Annotated in this window: 15 protein-coding genes and 14 pseudogenes; 14 read left to right on the forward strand and 15 right to left on the reverse strand. The window is 70.0% G+C overall.

From position 1 onward, the window contains the following. Positions 1-65: 65 nt before the first annotated feature. The 4 genes and pseudogenes from QQK48_RS05045 to hemE all read right to left on the reverse strand — a co-directional run bounded on the left by QQK48_RS05045 (position 66) and on the right by hemE (position 2,438). Positions 66-698, reverse strand: a complete 633-nt coding sequence (locus QQK48_RS05045) for an FAD-dependent oxidoreductase (protein ID WP_348523469.1) — start codon at positions 696-698, stop codon at positions 66-68. Beyond that, a complete protein-coding gene (locus tag QQK48_RS05050) occupies positions 686-1,156 on the reverse strand; it encodes a hypothetical protein (RefSeq protein ID WP_284327694.1) in 471 nt (156 codons plus the stop codon). Before QQK48_RS05050 ends, QQK48_RS05045 begins: the two co-directional genes overlap by 13 nt. Positions 1,157-1,187: 31 nt before the next feature. Next, positions 1,188-1,352: pseudogene (locus QQK48_RS21265) on the reverse strand (FAD-dependent oxidoreductase); the annotation flags it as partial. Further along, positions 1,345-2,438, reverse strand: a pseudogene (gene hemE / locus QQK48_RS05055) (uroporphyrinogen decarboxylase). The pseudogenes QQK48_RS21265 and hemE, both read right to left, overlap by 8 nt. 72 nt (positions 2,439-2,510) lie before the next feature. On the opposite strand from hemE, the gene QQK48_RS05060 reads away from it, so the two are divergent. The 9 genes and pseudogenes from QQK48_RS05060 (at position 2,511) to QQK48_RS05100 (ending at position 9,504) form a co-directional block, all read left to right on the forward strand. Further along, the gene (locus QQK48_RS05060; RefSeq protein ID WP_284329310.1) at positions 2,511-3,812 is read left to right on the forward strand and encodes a glutamyl-tRNA reductase; all 1,302 of its coding nucleotides are present in this window, start codon (positions 2,511-2,513) and stop codon (positions 3,810-3,812) included. A gap of 252 nt (positions 3,813-4,064) precedes the next feature. Beyond that, entirely contained in the window at positions 4,065-5,039 is a 975-nt protein-coding gene (locus QQK48_RS05065; RefSeq protein WP_284327695.1) for a FecCD family ABC transporter permease, read from the forward strand. Positions 5,040-5,122: 83 nt separating this feature from the next. After that, positions 5,123-5,953: pseudogene (locus QQK48_RS05070) on the forward strand (FecCD family ABC transporter permease); the annotation flags it as partial. A gap of 129 nt (positions 5,954-6,082) precedes the next feature. After that, positions 6,083-6,879 (forward strand): annotated as a pseudogene (locus QQK48_RS05075) (ABC transporter ATP-binding protein). Beyond that, positions 6,876-7,391: a hypothetical protein gene (locus tag QQK48_RS05080; protein WP_284327696.1), complete on the forward strand. Its 516-nt coding sequence runs from the start codon at positions 6,876-6,878 to the stop codon at positions 7,389-7,391. Before QQK48_RS05075 ends, QQK48_RS05080 begins: the two are co-directional and overlap by 4 nt. Positions 7,392-7,974: 583 nt before the next feature. Further along, positions 7,975-8,190: pseudogene (locus QQK48_RS21270) on the forward strand (ABC transporter substrate-binding protein); the annotation flags it as partial. 13 nt (positions 8,191-8,203) lie between these two features. Beyond that, positions 8,204-8,518, forward strand: coding sequence for a hypothetical protein (locus tag QQK48_RS05090; RefSeq protein WP_284327698.1), 315 nt, complete (start codon positions 8,204-8,206; stop codon positions 8,516-8,518). Positions 8,519-8,674: 156 nt separating this feature from the next. Next, positions 8,675-8,869: pseudogene (locus tag QQK48_RS21275) on the forward strand (siderophore-interacting protein); the annotation flags it as partial. Between the two features lie 335 nt (positions 8,870-9,204). Continuing rightward, the gene (locus tag QQK48_RS05100; RefSeq protein WP_284327700.1) at positions 9,205-9,504 is read left to right on the forward strand and encodes a hypothetical protein; all 300 of its coding nucleotides are present in this window, start codon (positions 9,205-9,207) and stop codon (positions 9,502-9,504) included. Between the two features lie 161 nt (positions 9,505-9,665). Here QQK48_RS05100 and phoH2 read toward each other — a convergent pair. Both phoH2 and QQK48_RS05110 read right to left on the reverse strand, forming a co-directional pair. Beyond that, positions 9,666-11,055: pseudogene (gene phoH2, locus QQK48_RS05105) on the reverse strand (RNA 5'-3' helicase PhoH2). A gap of 398 nt (positions 11,056-11,453) precedes the next feature. Beyond that, positions 11,454-12,220: pseudogene (locus QQK48_RS05110) on the reverse strand (isoprenyl transferase). Positions 12,221-12,296: 76 nt separating this feature from the next. On the opposite strand from QQK48_RS05110, the gene trhA reads away from it, so the two are divergent. Then, positions 12,297-12,953, forward strand: a complete 657-nt coding sequence (gene trhA, locus QQK48_RS05115; protein WP_284327701.1) for a PAQR family membrane homeostasis protein TrhA — start codon at positions 12,297-12,299, stop codon at positions 12,951-12,953. Positions 12,954-12,962: 9 nt separating this feature from the next. On the opposite strand, the gene QQK48_RS05120 is transcribed toward trhA, so the two are convergent. Next, positions 12,963-13,187, reverse strand: a complete 225-nt coding sequence (locus QQK48_RS05120) for a hypothetical protein (RefSeq protein ID WP_284327702.1) — start codon at positions 13,185-13,187, stop codon at positions 12,963-12,965. Between the two features lie 39 nt (positions 13,188-13,226). Between QQK48_RS05120 and QQK48_RS05125 the strand changes: the two are divergent. After that, a pseudogene (locus QQK48_RS05125) lies at positions 13,227-13,610 on the forward strand (DUF4307 domain-containing protein); the annotation flags it as partial. Between the two features lie 90 nt (positions 13,611-13,700). After that, a pseudogene (gene greA, locus QQK48_RS05130) lies at positions 13,701-14,196 on the forward strand (transcription elongation factor GreA). A 55-nt stretch (positions 14,197-14,251) separates the two neighbouring features. Here greA and rlmC read toward each other — a convergent pair. From rlmC to QQK48_RS21285, 4 genes and pseudogenes are all read right to left on the reverse strand, one after another. Next, positions 14,252-15,395 (reverse strand): annotated as a pseudogene (gene rlmC / locus QQK48_RS21280) (23S rRNA (uracil(747)-C(5))-methyltransferase RlmC). 5 nt (positions 15,396-15,400) lie between these two features. Then, positions 15,401-15,808, reverse strand: a complete 408-nt coding sequence (locus QQK48_RS05140; protein ID WP_284327703.1) for an AI-2E family transporter — start codon at positions 15,806-15,808, stop codon at positions 15,401-15,403. Beyond that, positions 15,783-16,292 carry an AI-2E family transporter gene (locus QQK48_RS05145; protein WP_284327704.1) on the reverse strand — a complete coding sequence of 170 codons (510 nt, stop codon included), beginning with the start codon at positions 16,290-16,292 and terminating at the stop codon, positions 15,783-15,785. The genes QQK48_RS05140 and QQK48_RS05145 overlap by 26 nt, the downstream gene beginning before the upstream one ends. Positions 16,293-16,344: 52 nt before the next feature. Continuing rightward, a pseudogene (locus tag QQK48_RS21285) lies at positions 16,345-16,725 on the reverse strand (AI-2E family transporter); the annotation flags it as partial. A gap of 117 nt (positions 16,726-16,842) precedes the next feature. Between QQK48_RS21285 and msrA the strand changes: the two are divergent. Then, the gene (msrA, locus tag QQK48_RS05150) at positions 16,843-17,469 is read left to right on the forward strand and encodes a peptide-methionine (S)-S-oxide reductase MsrA (RefSeq protein ID WP_284327705.1); all 627 of its coding nucleotides are present in this window, start codon (positions 16,843-16,845) and stop codon (positions 17,467-17,469) included. A gap of 72 nt (positions 17,470-17,541) precedes the next feature. After that, positions 17,542-17,739, forward strand: a pseudogene (locus QQK48_RS19225) (cytidine/deoxycytidylate deaminase family protein); the annotation flags it as partial. A 170-nt stretch (positions 17,740-17,909) separates the two neighbouring features. Here QQK48_RS19225 and QQK48_RS05160 read toward each other — a convergent pair. The 4 genes and pseudogenes from QQK48_RS05160 to QQK48_RS05170 form a co-directional block, all read right to left on the reverse strand. Next, the gene (locus tag QQK48_RS05160) at positions 17,910-18,572 is read right to left on the reverse strand and encodes a low temperature requirement protein A (RefSeq protein ID WP_284327706.1); all 663 of its coding nucleotides are present in this window, start codon (positions 18,570-18,572) and stop codon (positions 17,910-17,912) included. 13 nt (positions 18,573-18,585) lie between these two features. Continuing rightward, positions 18,586-19,203: a low temperature requirement protein A gene (locus QQK48_RS05165; RefSeq protein ID WP_348523757.1), complete on the reverse strand. Its 618-nt coding sequence runs from the start codon at positions 19,201-19,203 to the stop codon at positions 18,586-18,588. Between the two features lie 82 nt (positions 19,204-19,285). Beyond that, positions 19,286-19,564 (reverse strand): acetylxylan esterase, encoded by a 279-nt coding sequence (locus tag QQK48_RS19230; protein ID WP_348523472.1) that lies wholly within the window; start codon positions 19,562-19,564, stop codon positions 19,286-19,288. Next, positions 19,515-20,186 (reverse strand): annotated as a pseudogene (locus QQK48_RS05170) (acetylxylan esterase); the annotation flags it as partial. The pseudogene QQK48_RS05170 and the gene QQK48_RS19230, both read right to left, overlap by 50 nt. Position 20,187: the final 1 nt, after the last annotated feature.

A 20,187-nucleotide genomic window follows, 5' to 3' on the forward strand; every position in this document is an offset into this window, starting at 1 on the left:
GCGCGGGCATCGGCCCCACTAAACCAGGACCAAGGTCCTAGATGGCCGATGCCGCGGCGGGCCGGCTACGCACCAAGAGTGGAGCGCTGGTCGTCGTCCACGATCGCGGCGAGGCCGGAGAACCCTGCGGCCGCTCCGACCAGGTGGAGACCGGGTGCGGGCTCACGGTGGCCAGGTTTGGTGGGCGACGCGTCGTGCCACACCACCTGCACGAGGTCGCGCACCTGGGCGTCCCTGAGAGGCACCCCCAGCAGGCGAGAGGCGTCCGCGAGCGCGTGGGGCGCCAGGTCCTCCGCCGTGTCGAGGGCGTATGACAGCCGGACGATGTGCCGGTCCGGCGCAGCCTTCGCCACCCACTCCCACTTCGCGGTCGCGTGCGTGAGCGCCTTGGCGCGGGTGACGCCGTCGATGGCGAGGACCCCGGAACCGCGCGGGTGCGAGTCGAGTTCGGGGGCATCCAGCGACAGCGTCACGAGCGCCACCTGGCGGTCGGGGGCGCGCCGCACCTGGGGCACCAGCGCGGCCGCGGCGGGCCGGGACGATGCCACCACGACCTCGTCGGCCACTAGCGTGCCGTCCGCGGTGCGCACCTGCCAGCGCCCGCGGTCCTCGCGCAGGGACGTCACCACCGTGGAGGTGAGGATGTGCGCGCCGCGGCTGACCGCATCGGCCGCGAGGGCGTCTGTCAATCCCGCCACTCCCCCACCAGGCCCAGCACGGCGGACCCGGCCGGCGCCTTGGCGCGACGACGAGCGGCGGCTCGCGTCAGTCCCAGTTCGGAGATCTCCGCGGCGAGTCCCGCTGCGGCAGCGTCAACCCGGAGTTCGTCCACGGGACGCGAGAAGATTCCGCGCGTCACGGGAGCGATCAGGCGGTCGACGGCCGCGTCGCCGAGGCGACGCCTCGCCACCTCGCCCAGCATCGCGTCAGGCTCCACCGGCTCGCGCGGAATCCATCTCTCGACGGCGGCGCGCAGGGCGCCCTTGACGCCGAGCGCACGCACCACGTCGGGGGCAAACGATGCCGTAGGAATGCCGAGCCAGCCCGCTGCGGGCATCGGGTATTCGCGCTCGGGCCCCACGACCCACGCGGGGCCGCCTGCGGGAGCGACCAGCCGGTCGCCAAGGCCCAGGCTCGCGCACGAGCGTCTCGACATGGCCCCCGCGCGTCGCAAAGGACTCGGCGCCGGCGTCAAGGTCGAGCCCATCGACTCGCACCCGCGACACCCTGCCACCCAGGTGATCCTCTGCCTCCAGCACCGTCACGCTGTGGCCCGCGCCCGCGAGCCTGCGCGCCGCAAGGAGACCCGCCGGGCCTCCTCCGATGACGATCCAGGCGCGCGGCTCAGCCACGCTCGTGCACCAACTCCACCACGCGCTTGACGACGTCTGGGTCCGCGTGAGGCGGCATGCCGTGGCCCAGGTTCACCACGTGTCCGGGCGCCTCGGAGCCGCGGTCAAGGACGTCCTGAACGTGGGCGGTGAGGGTACTCACCGGCGCGGCGAGCATGGCCGGGTCGATGTTGCCCTGCAGCGGGAAACGGCCGCCCACCGCGCGCGACGCCTCGTCGAGGCCCGTGCGGTAGTCCACGCCGAGCGCCGTGGCTCCAGCCGCCCCCATGGGGTCCAGCAGATGCCCCGCGTTCGCGGCGAAGTGGATGCGCGGCACTCCGAGATCCGCGACTGCGATCAGGGCGGCGCGCGAGCCTCCCGCGCACTTCTCGACGTAGGCGGCCTCGGACAGCGACCCCGCCCAGGAATCAAACAGCCTGCACGGCCGATGCCCCCGCGAGCACCTGCGCTCGCAGGAATAGGCCCGCGGCGCGGGAGGTCCACGACACGAGCGCCTCCCACACATCCGGCGCGGACCACATGAGCCTCGCGTGCGGCCATGTGGTCGCGCGAGGGGCGCCCCTGGACCATGTAGGCCGCCAGGGTGAAGGGCGCACCGGCGAAGCCAATCAGCGGCGTGGAGCCTAACTGCGCCACGGTGAGGCGCACGGCCTCGCGAATCGGGTCGAGCGCGAGGTCGACTGCGCTCCCGTCCCCAGGTTCCCCGAGCGCGGGCAGAGCATCCACATCGGCCATGGTGCGGATGGGGTGGTCGAACACGGGGCCCACGCCGGGTGCGATGTCGACCCCCACACCGGCCACCTTGAGCGGCACCACGATGTCGGAGAAGAAGATGCCCGCGTCGACCCCGTAGCGACGCACGGGCTGGAGCGTGATCTCGGCGGCGAGGGCGGGCTCGAGGCAGGACTCGAGCATGGTCGTTCCCTCGCGCACCTTGAGGTATTCGGGCAGCGAGCGACCGGCCTGACGCATGAACCACACGGGCCGATGCGTAGGGGTCCTGCCCTCGAGTGCGGCCACGAGCGCGGAGTCGGCGGTGGCTCCCGTCGCGAGGGGGTGGTCGGCTGGCAATGCGTCAAAGCTCATGGCTCGATTCTGCCTTGTCCGGCGTGCGTGTCAGAATGGTGAACGTGGTATTGATGTCTCTCGTCGCCAGCCATCACAACCGCGACCTCACCGTCCTCGAACAGGCTCAGCGTTGGCTCGGAGACTCTGGGGTCCGCCGTGGTGCAGGGCGACTCCCCCATCCGCGGTGCCGTCGTGCTCCCCACGTGCAACCGCTTCGAGGTGTACCTCGAAGTCGAAGATGTCGAATCCGGACGCACCGCGGTGATCGACGCCATCGAGCGGGCCACCTCCCTTGACCGTGCCGCGATCGAGCAGGCGCTCGCCACCTATGAGGGCGATGACGCCGTGCAGCACCTGCTCTCCGTCGCCTCCGGCCTGGAGTCAATGGTCGTGGGCGAGCGGGAGATTTCCGGTCAGGTGCGACGTGCACACAACGACGCCCAGTCGGCCCACCACCTCTCACCCGTCCTCGACCGCCTCTTCCAGTCCGCGTTGCGCACGTCACGCGTGGTGGCGTCCTCGACCGGGCTTGGCACGTCGGGACGCTCGGTGGTCTCGGTGGCCTTCGACCTCGCCTCCGCAACGGTGACCTGGGAGGGCTCGCGTGCGGTACTGATCGGGACCGGCGCGCTCGCCGAGACGGGCGTGGGCTCGTTGCTCGCCCGCGGTGTGGAGATCGCGGGGGTGTACTCGCCCTCGGGTCGCGGTGAGGAGTTCGGGCGCCGCCACGGCATCGCCTCCCTCAGCCTCGAGGACCTGCGCGCCTCGCTCGCCGACGTCGACCTCGTGCTCGCCTGTTCCGGCGGCGAGTCCATCGTCCTCACCCCCGCGATGGTGTCCGCCGCGCGTGCGGACGCGCTGCGCGACCTCACGATCGTGGACCTCGCCCTGCACCGCGACGTAGCGCCGGGCGTTGCGCAGATGCGCGGCGTGCATGTGGTGGATCTTGACTCCGTGGGCGCGACCGCTCCCGGCGAGTCCGTGAACTCGATTGAGGCCGCCCGCGCCATCGTGGCGCACGCGGTGGCGCGGTTCGGCGACGGCGAGACGGCCCGTGCCCTCGACCCGGCCGTGGTCGCGCTGCGCGAGCACGTCTTCGGACTGTTGGAGCGCGAACTGGCGAAGGTGCGCCCGGCCGCGGGCGCCACCGCGGAGGCCGTGGCGCAGTCCGAGGCCACCGAACAGGCGCTGCGTCGCTTCGCGCGCACCCTGCTCCATACCCCCACAGTGCGAGCCCGCGAGCACGCGCAGGCCGGCCAGACGGACCGCTACCTCGGCGCCATCCGCGCGCTGTACGGCATCGACGTCGACCTGCCTGCCGACGCCTGCCCCGCGGACCAGATCGACGCCGAGGCTGGCCACGACTCCGACGCCTTCGGGCACCACCACTGACGGTCGCCTGCCGCCTCGCGGGGCCCGTGCCACATCACGATCGGGCAACTTTCGTCCGTCCGGACACATCACTTGTCCGCCTCGGGAAGGCGAAGCGCCTGGTATCGCACCACGTATGAGGCGACCTACCACGGCATCCGCGCCGTCAATTACCAGATGCGCGCGTTGCTTTAATCGTCTGGGATGAACTAAGTTAGGTGAGCCTCACCGGCGCACCACGGCGTGCGCCCTCACCCCGTCCCAAGGAGCACGATGCCTCGGCGCGCCCTGATCGCGATCGCCGCCGCCGCGGCGCTGCTGATCGCCATCGCACTGTCGCTCGCCATCGGCGCCCGCTCGATCGACCTCGCGACGGTGTGGCAGGCCATCACGGACCTTGACCCGAACGATCCCGAGCAACTCATTGTCACGGACCTCAGGGTCTCGCGCACGGTGATTGGCGTGCTCGCCGGCGCCGCCCTCGGCATCGCGGGCGCGCTGATGCAGTCGCTGACGCGCAACCCCTTCGCCGACCCCGGCCTTCTCGGCATCAACGCCGGAGCCTCACTCGCGGTGGTCATCTCGCTCGCGCTCGGCGTCACCGGCTTTGCCGTTCAGGTCCCCTTCGCGTTCGTCGGGGCAGGGATCGCCGCCGTCATCGTCTACGCCATCGGCGCACGCGGAGCCGCGGCGGGTGCACCAGTGCGCCTCGCCCTCGCGGGTGTCGCACTCACGGCGCTGATCACCTCGGTTATCAACGCCGTCCTCCTGGTGGACGACGCAACGCTCGACCAGTACCGCCTGTGGGTCGCAGGTTCGCTCACAGGCCGCGACAGCGACGATGTCATGGCGCTCGTGCCCTTCGTGGTGATCTCGATCGTGGTCGCGCTCGTGGTCGCGAAGCCGCTCGAGGCGGTCGCGCTCGGTGAAGACGCCGCCCGGGCGCTGGGAATCAACATCACCGCCACCCGCATCGCCGTCATCGTCACCGTCACCGCGCTCGCCGCCTCGGCGACCGCCGCGGCCGGACCTCTTGTCTTCGTCGGCCTCGCCGTTCCCCACCTCGCCCGCGCCCTCATCGGCGCCTCGCTGCCGTGGCTCCTGGTGGTCAGCGGCCTCGGCGGAGCCGCCCTGGTGCTGGTGTGCGACGTCGTCGGCCGCGTGGTCGCTCCCCCGGCGAGATCGGTGTGGGCATCACGACCGCGTTCATCGGTGGCGCGATCTTCGCCATCATGGCCCGCCGCATGAAGGTGGTGGAGCCTGTGAGGATCCTCCGCATCGGGCCGCTTGGTATCACCACGCACCGCCGGACCTTCACGGTCGGCCTCATCATGCTCGCCGTCCTCGCGGGGCTGCTGGTCTTCGCCCTGGCATGGGGCAAGGCCGATGTCTCTGTCATCGACTCGCTCAAGGCGGCGGTCGGCATCTCGGTGGGTGCCCCTGGAGACTTCGTAGTCGGTGAGGTGCGCGCGCCCCGTGCGTTCACCGCCATCTTGGTGGGCGCCACGCTCGGTCTCGCGGGCGCCATCCTCCAGTCGCTGACGCGCAACCCGCTGGCCTCTCCCGACTTCATCGGCATCACCGCGGGTGCGAGCACCGGTGGCGTCGTGACCCTGTGGCTGGGTTTCGGCACGTCGCTGTGGTTCACCGCCGCCGGAGCCGCCATCGGCGCGCTCGTCACGTCTGCACTCATCCTGGCGCTGTCCTGGCGCCGCGGGATCGTGCCGCTGCGCCTCATCCTCGCCGGCATCGGCATCGGCTTCGTCGCCAACTCCGCGACCCAGTACATCCTGACGCGCATGGACGTCCACGACGCGGGCACGGCGCTGGGATGGCTCGTCGGTTCCGTCACGGGACGCACCTGGACCCACGTCACCGTCGCCGTGGTGATGCTGGCTGTCATCGTTCCGGTCATCCTGTGGCACGCCCGCTCACTTCGCACGATGGAGATGGGTGACGACACCGCCAAGGCGCTCGGTATCTCGGTGGGCTCCTCGCGGATCACGCTCGCGCTGTGCTCGGTGCTGCTCGCCGCTGGCGCCACGGCCATCACCGGTCCCATCGGCTTCATCGCCCTGGTCGCCCCCGCGCTCGCCCTGCGCCTCACGCGCAACGCCGGCGTCACTCTCATCCCCTCGGCGCTCATGGGCGCCCTGCTGCTGCTCGCCGCCGACCAGGCTCAGCCAGCTCATGCCCGCCACCCTTCAGTTCCCCGTCGGCATCTTCACCGCCGCGATCGGCGCCCCCTACCTGCTGTGGCTGGTGTGGCGCGCATCCCGAGGAGGTCCCTCATGAGCAGGCTCGAGACCCGCAAGGCCGTCATCGGCTACGGCGACAAGCCCATCGTCCGCGGCGTCGATGTCGACGTGCCCGACGGCAAGATCACGGCCATCGTGGGCCCCAACGGCTGCGGCAAGTCGACGCTCCTGCGCGCCCTGATCCGCCTGCTCACGCCGTCGGAGGGCACCGTCGCGCTCGACGGCCAGGACATTCACCGCATGCCCACCCGCGAGGTGGCGCGCCGCGTGGGCCTCCTTCCCCAGTCCCCCATCGCCCCCGCGGGCATCACGGTCAAGGAGCCTCGTCGCCCGCGGCCGCACCCCGCACCAGAAGGTGCTGCGCCCCTGGTCGAGCTCCGATGAGACGGCCGTCATGAGCGCCCTGCACTCGACGAACCTCACCGACATCCAGGACGAGGTCGTCGACCAGGCTCTCTGGCGGCCAGCGACAGCGCGCGTGGATCGCGATGACCCTCGCGCAGGACACCCCGCTGATGCTGCTCGACGAGCCCACGACCTACCTGGACATCGCGCACCAGTATGAGGTTCTGGAGCTCCTGCACCGCCTCAACGAGCGCCAGGGCCGCACCATCGTGATGGTGGTCCACGACCTCCACCAGGCCGCCAGGTACGCGCACCACGTCATCGCGATGCACGACGGCGTGATCGCCGCCTCCGGCACCGCCGACGAGGTCTTCACCGAGGACCTGGTGAGCCGCGTCTTCAACTTCGACGCGCGCGTGATCCCCGACCCCGTCACCGGGACACCCATCATCGTCCCGTCGCACCGCCCGGGGGTCACGCGATGACCGTCACGTCGCCGCAGATCCGCTCCGCCGCCGCGCTGCTGGGCGCCGTGCCTGGCCTCACCGCCCGCCTCAACGTGCCCGGGGCCGATGCCGTGGTCGCCGGGGCGGCGGACGACGCCACCATGTGTGGACACACCTTCCGCTCGCTGGTCCTCGAACGCCACCTCGACGGCGAGGGCCTCGAGGGCGCCACGCTCCACCTCGACGACGCCGACCACACGACGGGCCTCATCGCCCGCGGCACCGTGCGCTGGTTCGTCACTCCTCTCCCCGCCCCGCTCGCCGTCGCAGCGTTGCGGGACTCTGGCCACACCCGCGCCCCGCTGCAGTCCGTGGTGCGCGCCGACGCCTCGCTGGGCGTCTCCGTCGTGGCCGTCCGTGATCAGTCGGGTCGCGTGCCCGCAGGTGACCTCGACGATGCGGCCATGGCCGCATCGGCCGCCTGCCTTGTCGCCCACCTGCTGACCACGTCCGGCCTCATGTCCCACCCGACCCGCACGACTCACCCCTAGGAAAGGAACACCATGCACCAGCGCATCACGCGCGGCGCGTCCGCCGTGTCCGTCGCCGCAGCCGCGGCACTTCTGCTTGCCGCCTGCTCGTCGGACGCCGACACGGAGGAGACCACCTCTCCCGCCGCCGACGCCTCCGCGAGCGCCTCCGCCTCCGCCGACACCACCGGTGATGCGGCAGCGTTCCCCGTCACGCTCGACACCGCCATGGGCGAGGTCACCATCGACGCCGAGCCCCAGCGCGTCGTGACCCTCGGCTCGCACGAGCACGAGTACCTCTACGCGCTCGGCGTTGCCCCCGTGGCCGTGCCCGTGTCGTGGCAGGGCTACGAGAACGGCACCGGCCCGTGGGCCGACGCCGACCGCGAGGCCGCGGGCGCCACCCCCGAGCTCTTCGAGCCCGGCACCACCACGTACGACGCCGAGGCCATCGCGGCATTCGAGCCCGATCTGATCGTGGCGACCTACCCCAACCACGAGATGACGCAGGAGGAGTACACCCTCCTCTCGGGCATCGCGCCCGTCGTCACGCGTCCCGCCACCGACTCCGAGGGCAACGCCACCGTCGAGTGGGGCGTCACCCTTGAGGACGAGCCTGAACCTGCTCGCCGAGGCCACCGGCACCACCGCCAAGGCCGAGGAGATCGTCGCCGACATCGACGCTCAGTACGCCGCCGTGCGCGAGGCGCACCCCGAGTGGGAGGGCATGACCTCGCAGGTCGGCGGCTTCTACGAGGGCCAGGCGTTCGTGTACGCCGCCTCGGACACCCGCAACCAGTTCCTCGCGAACCTGGGCCTCGACGTGACCGCCGTTGAGGGCACCGACGCCGCCTGGCTGCAGATCTCGGCCGAGCAGGCTCGACACCACCATCGGCGACCTCGACTCGGTCGTGTGGCAGGTGGCGACGACCCCCGACGCCAAGGGCGAGCTCGAGGCACTGCCCCTGTTCGCCTCGCTGACCGCGACCGAGACCGGCGGCAACGTCTGGCTGACCGACACGGTCCTTGAGGGCGCGTTCTTCGCGAACTCCCCCTCGTCGATCGCCTACTCGATCGAGGGCTTCGTGCCGCTCCTCGAGGCCGCTCTCGACGGCGACCCCGCCACCGAGCCCGCAGCAGCCGAGTAATCCCACCGTATGGGGCGCCGGGTCACCCCGGCGCCCCACGCATCGGCTGTCCATACGGCCTCTGTCCCCACCCCCACATTTCTGGAGTCACCATGACCGACTCGTTCGTCGTCACCGTCGCTGGTGCTGAGCAGGCTCAGCCCCAACCTCCGCCGCGTGACCCTCACCGGACCCTCGCTCGAGGGCTGGGAGTCGACCGGCAAGGCCGACGAGTTCGTCCACGTCCACATCCCCGACGCCGAGCCGGCGGAGGGCTGGGAGGACGACCACGACATCGCTCGTCACTACACGATCCGCCGCTGGGACCCCACCCACCAGCGCCTCGACATCGACATCGTCACCCACGGTCACGGCCGCGGCGCCTCATGGGCGCGCGACTGCCAGGTGGGCGACGTGGTGGCGGTGTCCGATGCTCACGGCTACTACGAGCCGCCCGCCGGCTCCACGCGCCGCCTCCTCATCGCCGACGCGACCGGCCTTCCCGCCGTGGCGCGCATTCTCGAGGAGGCCTCGCCGGAGGAAACCTTCGACGTCCTTATCGAGCCTCATCTCGATGGACGACGCGATTGCCCTGCCTTCCCCCGCCACCGTCAACCTCGAGTGGCGCGTGTCCGGCAACGGCCGCGGCCCCTCGGCACTCGTGAGCCTGCCTTGAACGCCTCGAGACCCCCGAGGATGACACCTACGTGTGGGTGGCCTGCGAGTCGGCGCAGTCGCGCAAGGCTCGCAAGTTCATTCGCGAGAACTGGACCCGTCACCACACGCTGTACCGCATCGTCGGCTACTGGCACGTGGATGCCGAGGAGCAGATGCGCAAGTGGGAGGCCCTCACGGACGCCCAGCGTGACCGCTACATGGAGATCTGGGACGAGTCCCGTCCCGACGAGGTCAACTGGGAAGAGCCTGGAGCCGTACCTTCAGGAGCCTCGGTCTCTAACCCCCTCCTGGCGCAAATGGCCGCATTTGCGGCACTTCGTCACTGTTGATGCAGCATTCCGGGCCACCAGGGACACGGCAGAGGGCCGATGCGATGGTCACCATCGCATCGGCCCTTCGTCGTTCTCGTGATGCCGAATGGGGGTTCGCGTGGCATCTCGCGCTGTCGATGCCACGCAATCCCACATCTCGCGGGCGCAGGAGCGCGAGGCTAGAGGTCGAGCCGCTCCAGCATGTCGGTCACCAGGGCGGCCACCGCGGAGCGCTCCGAACGCTCCAGGGTGACGTGCGCGAACAGCGGGTGACCCTTCAGCGCCTCGATCACCGCGGCGATGCCGTCGTGACGTCCCACGCGAAGGTTGTCGCGCTGCGCCACGTCGTGGGTGAGCACCACGCGCGAGTCCTGGCCGATCCGCGAGAGCATCGTCAGGAGCACGTTGCGCTCAAGCGACTGGGCCTCGTCCACAATCACGAAGGCGTCGTGCAGGCTACGGCCGCGGATGTGCGTCAGCGGCAACACCTCGAGCATGCCTCGCGCCATGACCTCCTCCACCACCTCGGAGGAGACCATCGCGCCGAGGGTGTCGAAGACCGCCTGCGCCCAGGGGTTCATCTTCTCCGCCTCGGATCCGGGCAGGTACCCGAGGTCCTGGCCGCCCACCGCGTACAGCGGACGGAACACCATGATGCGCTTGTGCTGACGGCGCTCCATGACGGCCTCGAGACCGGCGCACAGCGCGAGGGCGCTCTTGCCCGTGCCGGCGCGGCCGCCCATGGACACGATGCCCACGGACTCGTCGAGCAGCAGGTCGATCGCGACGCGCTGCTCGGCGGAGCGGCCATGGACGCCGAAGACCTCCTGGTCGCCGCGCACCAACCGAATACCGCCGTCGTCATCCACGCGGCCAAGCGCGGAGCCTCGCGGCGAGTGAATCACGAGCCCGGTGTGCACCGGCAGCGAACCCAGGTCCTCACCGCATTCGGCGGCGGGCGGCACGGAGGTCAGCGCCTCGGCCTCGTACAAGGCGCCCATCTGCTCATCGGTGAGCCTGGATCTCGCGCATGCCGGTCCACCCGGAATCCACGGCGAGCCTCGGCGCGGTACTCCTCGGCCTCGATGCCCAACGCGGAGGCCTTCACGCGCATCGGCAGGTCCTTGGACACCACCGTCACGGCGTGCCCCTCGGCCTTAAGGTTCGCCGCGACCGCGAGGATGCGGGTGTCGTTGTCGCCGAGCCGGAACCCGCTGGGCAGGATCTCCTGGTCTGTGTGGTTGAGTTCGACGCGCACGGTGCCGCCCTGCTCGTTGGCCGCGACCGGCTGGTCGAGCCTTGCCGTGCTGGATGCGCAGGTCGTCGAGCATGCGCAGCGCGGAACGAGCGAAGTAGCCGAGCCTCGGGGTGATGCCGTTTGGCCTCGAGTTCCGTGATGACCACGACCGGGAGCACCACCGCGTGTTCCGCGAAACGCTTGAGCGCCCGTGGATCTGACAGCAGCACCGAGGTGTCGAGCACGTAGGTGCGCAGGTCGGTCGCGTTCGCCGTGGGGGTGGAGGGTGTGGTGTCGAACTCAGTGATGCTCACGTGGGGCTCCCCGCTCATCAGGCCGCAGGGCGCCGATCGCCCCACGGCGTTCGGTGTCAGTCCCGCATCCGGTGGATGCGGCGGATTTCTTCTACCACGAGCCCGACGCTACGCCGCGGCTCACCTGTCAAGCAGCGACACGCCGCGTGTCACACGTTCGTCACATGCGCCGCGCACCCGATCGGGGCGGCGGTGGTGTTGCGGCAATACGCCGTCGCGCCGAGCAAAAAGCCAGGCGACTCCCAAGGTACGACGTGACGTACGCGACGGGTGTGACGCATCGGATCGCCGTGCGAGCCCCACGAGTCACATGCATCACGGGACACCTTGGGAATCGAGGTGCGGGGCCGATGCGGGGCTCAGATCCGGAGGTAGGGCTCAGGTCCGGCGCGCGGACTGAGGTCAGCAGCGCGGACTTAGCGGCCGTGGCGGCGCTCGCGCTGGGAGTAGGCCCTCAGCGCGCGCAGGAAGTCGACGTGGCGGAAGTCCGGCCAGTAGGCGTCGCAGAAGTAGAACTCGGAGTGCGCCGACTGCCACATGAGGAAGCCCGAGAGCCTCTGCTCGCCCGAGGTGCGGATCACCAGGTCGGGATCCGGCTGGCCCTTCGTGTAGAGGTGCTCGGCGATGTGCTCGACCGAGAACGAGTCCGCCGCCTGCTCCATGGAGTGCCCGGCGTCGATGGCGTCGCGCAGGTATGAGCGGACGGCATCGGCGATCTCGTGGCGGCCGCCGTAGCCGACCGCGACGTTGACATGCAGGCCGGTGGCCGATGCGGTGCGGTCGACCGCGGCGGACAGCCTCGCCGCGGCATCGGCCGGGAGCAGGCTTGCCGACCCGACGTGCTGGAGGCGCCAGCGACCGTCGTCGGCGAGTGCCTCGACGGCGTCGCAGATGATCCCCAGCAGCGCGTCGAGCCTCGGCGGCGTCACGGCCAAGGTTGTCGGTGGAGAGCATCCACAGGGTGACGACCTCGACGCCGAGGCTCTTCGGACCAGCCGAGGACCTCGGAGATCTTGTCCGCGCCGCGGCGGTGTCCGTCGGCCGCGGAGGCGCCGGATTGCTTGGCCCAGCGCCGGTTGCCGTCGAGGATGACGCCAATGTGCCGGGGGGTCTGTCCCGACGTGCGGAGCGTGCGCTCAAGGTCACGCTCGTAGGGCTTGTACAGCAGGCTGCGCAGTCCCATCGCCGTTCTCTCCTCGTGTCCGCGGATACAGGTGCCTACGGTACTCCCGGCGACTAACCTACGGTAACGTAGGTTCATGGCCGAGAACCTGCCTGACCCCGCGAAGCCGCTCCTGCGCGGCTGGCTGCACCTCGGTGCCGCCCCCTTCGCCCTCATCGCCGGAATGGTCCTCGTGGTGTTCGCTCCCACACTTGCCGGACGGGTGTCCACGGCCATCTTCACCTTGACGGCCGTCATGCTGTTTGGGACCTCCGCGGTCTATCACCGCGGCAACTGGGGGCCGACCACCAAGGCCGTCCTGCGCCGCATGGACCACGCCAACATCTTCCTCATCATCGCGGGCACCTACACGCCGCTCACGGTGATGCTGCTGGACGGCACCACGCGCACTGCGGTCCTCATCACGGTGTGGACGGGCGCGCTGGTAGGCCTGCTGCTGCGCATCTTCTGGCTGAACGCGCCGCGCTGGCTGTATGTACCGCTGTACGTCGCACTGGGCTGGGTCGCCGTGGGCTTCATGAAGCCGTTCTACGAGGCTGGCGGCGCCGCCGTTGTCTCACTGATTGTCATCGGCGGCCTGTGCTACACCGTGGGCGCCGTCATCTACGGCACCAAGTGGCCGCGCGGGTCCGTGAAGTACTTCGGCTTCCACGAGATCTTCCATGCCCTCACCATTGCGGGCTTCCTGTGCCATTACGTCGCGATCGCGCTCGTGGTGTTCACCGTCTCCTGACGGTCAGGCTTACGCCTGGGGCTTGCCGGGCTCCTCGGCAGCACCGTCGGTGCTGGTCGCAGGCGCCGCCTCTGCGGCCGATGCCGTGGCCACCGCATCGGCACCCTCGGGTGGGTGCGTGCGCACCTTTCGCAGGTGCCGCGACAGGGACAGCATGAGCACCACGGCCGCCGCCACCATCAGGAACGTCGCGACGAACGCGAGGAAGCCTGGGCCTCCGGAGAAATCTGCCACCGTCAATCACCTTCTTTCTGTGAACTATCCTGCCTCATGATGACCGAGCCGCAGCACACCCCGTCAGCCGATGAGACCGAAGACATCGCCTCGTCGCGCCCGCGCCTGTCCCGCAAGGGCTGGGCCCTCGCGATCCTCGGTGTGTGTGCCATGACCGCCATCGCCGCGTGGTTCGGGCTGTCGCAGGCCGACCAGCCCGTGCGGTGGCAGGACGTCGGCTTCTCCATCGACTCCCCCACCGAGGCGGAGGTGACGTTCGACGTCCACCTCTACAGCGATCAGGCTGCCGTGTGCCACGTGCGCGCGCTGTCCGTCAGTTACGCGGAGGTCGGTGTCGCCGAGGTCACGGTCGACCCCGCCGACGGCACGAGCCAGCGGATCACGCTGCCGATCAGCACCGTCGAGGAAGCGACGAGCGCGCAGGTCAACTACTGCGACGTCGAAAGCCTAGGCCTCACCGGTCTTTCCCCTTTCGGTTCCCTGTTGGTAACCTGTCCAGTCACGCTCACCACCATGGAGGAACTCGTGTCCGAGACGACCGGAACCTGGCTGACCCAGGAGGCCTACGACCGCCTGCAGGCGGAGTACGACCATCTCACCGGCGAGGGTCGCGCCGCGATCGCCAAGGAGATCGACGAGCGCCGCCAGGAGGGCGACCTCAAGGAGAACGGCGGCTACCACGCGGCGCGCGAGGAGCAGGCCAAGCAAGAGGCTCGCATCCAGCAGCCTGCGCCACCTGCTGCAGACCGCCACCGTCGGCGAGGCCAACGCCTCCGACGAGATCGCGTCCGGCACCGTGGTGGTTGCCGAGGTCATGGGCCGCGAGATGCGTTTCCTGGTGGGTTCGCGCGAGGTCGCGGGCGGCACCGACATCGACGTGTTTTCGGCTCAGTCGCCGCTCGGCTCGGCGTTGCTGGGCAAGAAGGTGGGCGACGAGACCTCGTACTCCGCCCCCAACGGCAATCAGATTCCCGTCAAGGTGATCTCGGTGGAGCCCTTCAGCGGCTAACCGTCACCGCACCGTTCACGGCCCGTCTGCCCCTGGCAGGCGGGCCGTGTCACGTTCAACCGCGATCGAGCACGACCCCCACCTCACCGTGGCCGGTGTGGGGGAACATGTCGAACAGGCGGATCTCCCGCGCGGTGTAGGACGGCATCGCCTCGAGGTCACGCGCGAGGCTCACGGGATGACAACTGGAGTACACGACGGTCTGCGCGCCCGAGTCCTCGATCCACCCCGCAAGGTCCGGTCCTAGCCCCCTGCGAGGGGGATTCACCACGACCGCATCGGGGCCCTCACCTTGCGCGCCCGCCCACGCCACGGCATCGGCGGCGAGGAAGGCGACGGCGTCAGCGCCCGCAACCCCTGCATCGGCCATCTCCGCCGCGCTGCGGCGCGCCGCGTCGATCGCCGCGTCCGAGATTTCGATGCCCGTCACCGCGCGGCCAGCGGCAAGGCAGTGAAGTGCGAGCCCGCCGACGCCGCAGTACAGGTCCCACAGGCTCGCTGGCGCGGCGGCATCAACCCACTCGGCTACCTGGCGGTACAGGGCCGATGCGACTGCGGTGTTGGTCTGAAAGAAGGCGCGGGCCTAGGTGGAGGGTCACGTCGTTGATGGTCATGGGAAGGGTCTGCGCAGGGGTCAGCACGATCTCCCTGTCCCCCTCCGTGACCGCCTTGTGCTCGGGCAGCACGTTCAGGGTGGCAACCTCGAGCGCGGGGAGCCGCTCGATGAGCCACGGCAGATGCTTGCGCAGCCGGGACAGTGCCTCGGTCGAGCGCATCACGAAGCGCACCAAAATGCCGCCCGAGGGAGCGAGGGTCACGAGGATGTGCTTCAGTTCCCCGCGTCGCTCGGGCACCGCGTACGGCTCCAGGCTGGCGCGCGTGATGAACGCGGCGAGGATGGGAAACGTCGCGCTCAGCGCCGGCGGGTAGAGGCCACAGCGGCGTAGGTCCGTGCCGCGGCCCTCGGCGTCCAGGATGCCCACGGTGGGGGCGTCGACGGTACCTGCCACCACCATCTTGGCCTTGGTGCGGAAGCCGGATTCTGCGGACGCCACCGGAGGTAGCCACGTCGCCGAGGGCGCGAGGGGTGCCAGCAACGCCTCCACGTCCGCCTGCTTGCGTGCCAGGCGAACGGGGTAGGGAGTCTCAATGAGGGAGCAGGAGCGGCAGACGCCCGCATCCCAGTAGTCGCACTGCATGTCGATCAGGACGCGGGGTGGTCCCCGTCGCGCTCCTCGGGGCGACGCACCCGAATGGTGCCCGTCGTCGGGGAAGGCTCGCCGTCGGTGGTGTCGGCCTCGTCCTGTACCTCGGAGCGGTCTCGCACCGGGATCTCCGTGGTGGTGGCGGGCTTGCGGCCGCGCGCCCTGTTCACGATCTGGCGCGAGCGTTCGGCGAGCACGGGGACGGTGGCTGTGATGGGTGGCACTTCTTCCTCATCGGGCTTGTAGGCGTCGCGCAAGGCCCGGGAGAACGCGTAGAAGAAGGACACGATCGGGACCGCGATGACCGCGCCGACGAGGCCCAGCGTGATGGTTCCCGCGGAGATGGTCAGCAGCACCACCAACGGGTGCAGGCTGAGCGCCTTACCGAACAGCCACGGGTAGAGCACATTGCCCTCGAGCCTGCTGCACCAGGAGTACCGCGCCCAGCATCAGGAGGGCCGTCGTCGGGCCACCGTCGACCAGCGCGACGAGCGAGGCGATGGCACCGGACAGGGTGGCACCGAACATCGGGATAAAGGAGAACAAGAACACCAGGATGGCGATGGGTAGCGCGAGCGGGACGCCAAGCAGCCATGCCGCGAGGCCGATGCCGACCGCATCGACGAACGCCACAAACACCGTGGTCTGGGTGTAGCGCCGCAAGGTGTTCCAGGCGTGGATACCGGCACGGTCCACACGCTCGGAGTTGTCGCCTGGCACTAGCCGCGCCGACCACAGCCACAACTTGCGGCCGTCGCGTAGGAAGAAGAACAGCGCGAACAGGGCGATGACCGCACTGGCTGCCACGCCGCCGATGGTGGACGCTGCACCGAGCGCGCCGCTGGCGATGCCCGAGGCGTTGTCGGTGGCCCAGCCCTGCACCTGTTCCACGATCTGATCGAGCCTGGTCCTCGCTCATGTGCAGCGGGCCCTGCGCCAGCCAGTCCATGAACTGCTGGAAGCCCTCGAGTGCGGCGTCCTTCAGGTCACCAAACCCGGCGACGATCGACGTCGAAGCGGCCCCCAGGAGGAACGACACGATGCCGAGCAACACCAGGATCGACAGCGCCGCTCCCAGCCCCCTGGGCACACGCCACCGCTCCAGATGGTGCACCACACGCTCGAGCGGCGCCGCGATCAGGAGCGCGATAATGAGGGGGACGAAGAGTGTCGACAACGAGGTGAACATCCAGAAGAACGCACCCACCACGATGCCGACCACGATGATGCGCCAGGACCACGCCGCAGAGACGCGCAGACCCAGGGGGACGCGCCGGGTGACCTCGGTGCTCGCACCACTGTCAGAATGCTCGAGGTCAGCCATGCAGCGAGCCTAGCGCCAGCATCGGACATGTCTCCGTGACGCGCGGAACAGGCGCGGGCGAGACAGCGTTGTGTGAGCACGGAAGGGAATCACATGTTAGGAATCGACAAGACCCGCATGATCACCGCCGACGAGGCGATGCCGGGACGCGACACCGCCCTGGAGATCGCGGACCGCCACGTGGTGCTCGGCACGCCGCTGAAGGGCCCGTGGCCCGATGGCTTTGACGTTCTCTACGTGGGCATGGGCTGTTTCTGGGGCGCCGAGCGCATCTTCTGGCAGACCGAGGGCGTCTATGCGACGGCCGTCGGCTACATGGGTGGCTGGACGCCGAACCCCACGTACATCGAGACATGCACCGCGCAGACCGGCCACGCGGAAGCCGTGATGGTGGTCTACGACCCCTCGGCGGTGAGCCTCGACACCCTGCTGGGCCGGTTCTGGGAGAACCACGACCCGACCACGCTCCACCGCCAGGGCGGCGACATCGGCACGCAGTACCGCTCCGCAATCTTCACCACGACGCCCGCCCAGGCGGCGGCGGCGCAGGCGTCACGCGAGCGCTACCAGTCCGCGCTGACCGACAAGGGCTTCGGCACCATCACCACGCAGATCGCTCCTGCCGAGGACGCCGGCGACGGAGTCTTCTACTACGCCGAGGACTACCACCAGGGCTACCTGCAAAAGAACCCCGGCGGCTACTGCAACCACGGGTTCTGCCAGGCCTCTTACGTGGGCGCATGAGCGAGCCTGAGCTCGCCGCCGACGAGCCTGCGCCACCTGGAACGGTGCGTGGAGCTCGCCGGCGAGGCACTCGTGGCGGGACACGCGCCGTTTGGTTCGGTCCTCGTCTCGGGTGCCGGGGTCGCTCTCGCGGAGGATCACAACCGCATCGGCGACGGCGACCCTACCGCCCACCCCGAGATCGCTCTGGCGAGGTGGGCGGCCGCTCATCTGACGGCCGAGGAGCGCGCCACGGCGACGGTGTTCACCTCCGGCGAGCACTGCGCAATGTGTGCCGCCGCCCACGCTTGGGTGGGGCTGGGGCGCATCGTCTACGCCACGTCGACCGAGCAGCCTACTGCGCTGGCGTGCCGAGGACGGCGTGGCTGCGGGGCCTGTTCAGCCCCTCCCCATCGGAACGGTGGCTCCCGGTGTTCAGGTCCAGGGTCCGGTGGCGCAGTTCACGGCACCGATGCGGGCACTGCACGCCCGTCACGCCCGCCCGTAAGGCGCAGCCGCGCGCGACGGTCCACGACCGACACGAGGAGCGTGGCCGCGGCCAGGACACAGACCACGGCGGCGGCGGACAACGACTCGCGGGCGACTATCACCACGGCAGGAGCGATCACACCGGCCCCCGCGAGCCATGCCGCTCTCCTGCCGTCCTCCTCCCCGCCGCCGCGGCGCGCCAGCACCGCATGGACCGTGGCGGAGACCAGCAGATAGAGCGCGAGCGCGCCCGCCAGGACGAGGACCTCGTGCTCGTCTAGAGCACGCGCGGGATGCGCGAGCACCACGCCGAGGACGGCCGCGACGGCGACCAGCGCGAGCGAGGTCACCAGGTGCGCGACCCATTGGACACGCACAGGTATGGCACCGTTCGCGAGCAGCGCCACCCCCGCGCTGCCGTGACGCACGGCGAGGTTCCACAGCGCCACGATGAGGGCGAACGCCCCGGCCCAGGCCACCAGGAGCATGCGGTCCCATTCGGCGCCCGAGGCGGCATTGAGCATCTGAATGAGTCCCTCGCCCAACAGAATGAGCGTGAAGAGGCCGAACCGCTCGGCGAGGTGGGCGTTGTCGGTGCGCAACGCGACGATCGACGTGGGAATCTGCCGCCCCACCCGGCCGGCCTTCTCACGTCGCTCGATCCTGCGTTGCCTGCGCCGGGCCCGCGCCGACATCGCGGGCGCCTCTGCGCCGTCGCGTTGCGCGCGCTCCTCGTGGGCGGCGAGCCTGCTCGCGGCGGCGCTCGGCGACGTGGTCAAGCCTCTCCTGCGCACCCTCCAGCAACTTATCCTCGCGCGCCCGCAACAGGCGCAGCAGGTCGATGGTGAGACCCGCCGCCCACCAGAGGTACTTGGCGTCGCCTTCGAACCAGAACGACACGATCCAGGGAAGCACCCCCGTGAAGGCCTGAATCACCGGTAGGTCGACCACCACCGCGGCACCATGCCACGGGCGCGCTGCCGCGACCCGTCCCACCACATAGGCGATGGCGAACGCCTGCGCGTGGCCCTCGTGAATGCCGGGGACCGCGGCGACCATGACGGACAGCACGGCCATGCCAACCAGGAAGGTCGGCAGACGAGCATCGTCGCCACGGACGTTGCCGTACGCCGTGAAGCAGGTCCAGATCATCCAGAACGCGCCGAACGCCACGGCGAACAGGAACAGGCTCGACCACCCGTCGCCGTCCTCGATGAGGTGCGCGAGGAGCCCCGCTCCCGCCACCACCACCAGGTCGAAGAACAGGCTCCGGCCACGAGGCGTGGCGCTCCTCCTCGACGGCCGATGCGGTTTGCGGTTCGCTCACGAGGCCTCCTGCGGTGGTGCGTCAGCCCAGGATAGAACGCACGAACTCCAGGCGTTTCATGGTCTGAAAACCCTGTCCGCCCTCGTGACCGTTGTCCGGGTAGACCTCAATGGCCTTGGCGGGCGCCGAGGGAGCGAGGTCGCCGTAGCGGTTGAACGCCGTAAAGACCGTCGACGGCGGGCAGATCCCATCGCGCAACGCGGCGGAGGTGAGCAGCGGGGCATGCGCGCGGCGGGCATGGTTGGCGGCGTCAAGGTAAGACAGCGTGCCAAAGACCTTGTCGCGCGCGTCCCGATGCACGGCGAGATAGCGCACCAGGCTCGCCGTACGGGAAGTCATCCGTGATCGCGATAGCCCGCTCAAAGTGGCACAGGAACGGCACGTCCGCCATCACGCCAGCAAGGTCCGGCACCAAGCCCGAGACCGCGAGGGCCACCCCGCCGCCCTGGGAGGTGCCAGCGAAGAACACGCGCTCGGGGTCGACCCCCGGCAGCACCCGTGCGGCGTCCACGCCGCGCACGGCATCGGTGAACATGCGGCGGTAGTAGTGGTCGTGCGGGTCATCGATGCCGCGCGTCATCACGCCAGAGGACGCGGGCCCCGTGGCACCCACATCGGCGGTATGTCCGCCGTTGCCCCACTCGGACCCCTGGCCGCGCGAGTCGATCCACAACGTCGCGATGCCCTCGGCCGGCCACAGGGTGTGCTCAATCGGCAGGCCCCGCCCGCCGCCGTACCCGGCGATCTCCACCACGCAGGGCAGGGCGCCCGTGGCGGCCCTCGGCCTGGCGTACCACGCACGAATCGGCTGCCCACCAAAGCCGGGGAACGTCACGTCCTGGATGTCGACGCCGCCCAACCCGGCCCCGGCATCGGCCATCTGCACGTCCAGCGGCACCGAGCGTGCCTCGGCGAGGGTGCGT

Origin of the sequence: Demequina litorisediminis, from assembly GCF_030161615.1 — a bacterium.
In the GTDB taxonomy this organism is placed as follows: Bacteria; Actinomycetota; Actinomycetes; order Actinomycetales; family Demequinaceae; genus Demequina; species Demequina litorisediminis.

Coding starts and splice junctions, on each gene's coding strand:
- QQK48_RS05050 (WP_284327694.1), bottom strand. CDS start 1,156: ATGTCGAGACGCTCGTGCGCGAGCCTGGGCCTTGGCGACCGGCTGGTC.
- QQK48_RS05065 (WP_284327695.1), top strand. CDS start 4,065: ATGCCTCGGCGCGCCCTGATCGCGATCGCCGCCGCCGCGGCGCTGCTG.
- QQK48_RS05080 (WP_284327696.1), top strand. CDS start 6,876: ATGACCGTCACGTCGCCGCAGATCCGCTCCGCCGCCGCGCTGCTGGGC.
- trhA (WP_284327701.1), top strand. CDS start 12,297: ATGGCCGAGAACCTGCCTGACCCCGCGAAGCCGCTCCTGCGCGGCTGG.
- msrA (WP_284327705.1), top strand. CDS start 16,843: ATGATCACCGCCGACGAGGCGATGCCGGGACGCGACACCGCCCTGGAG.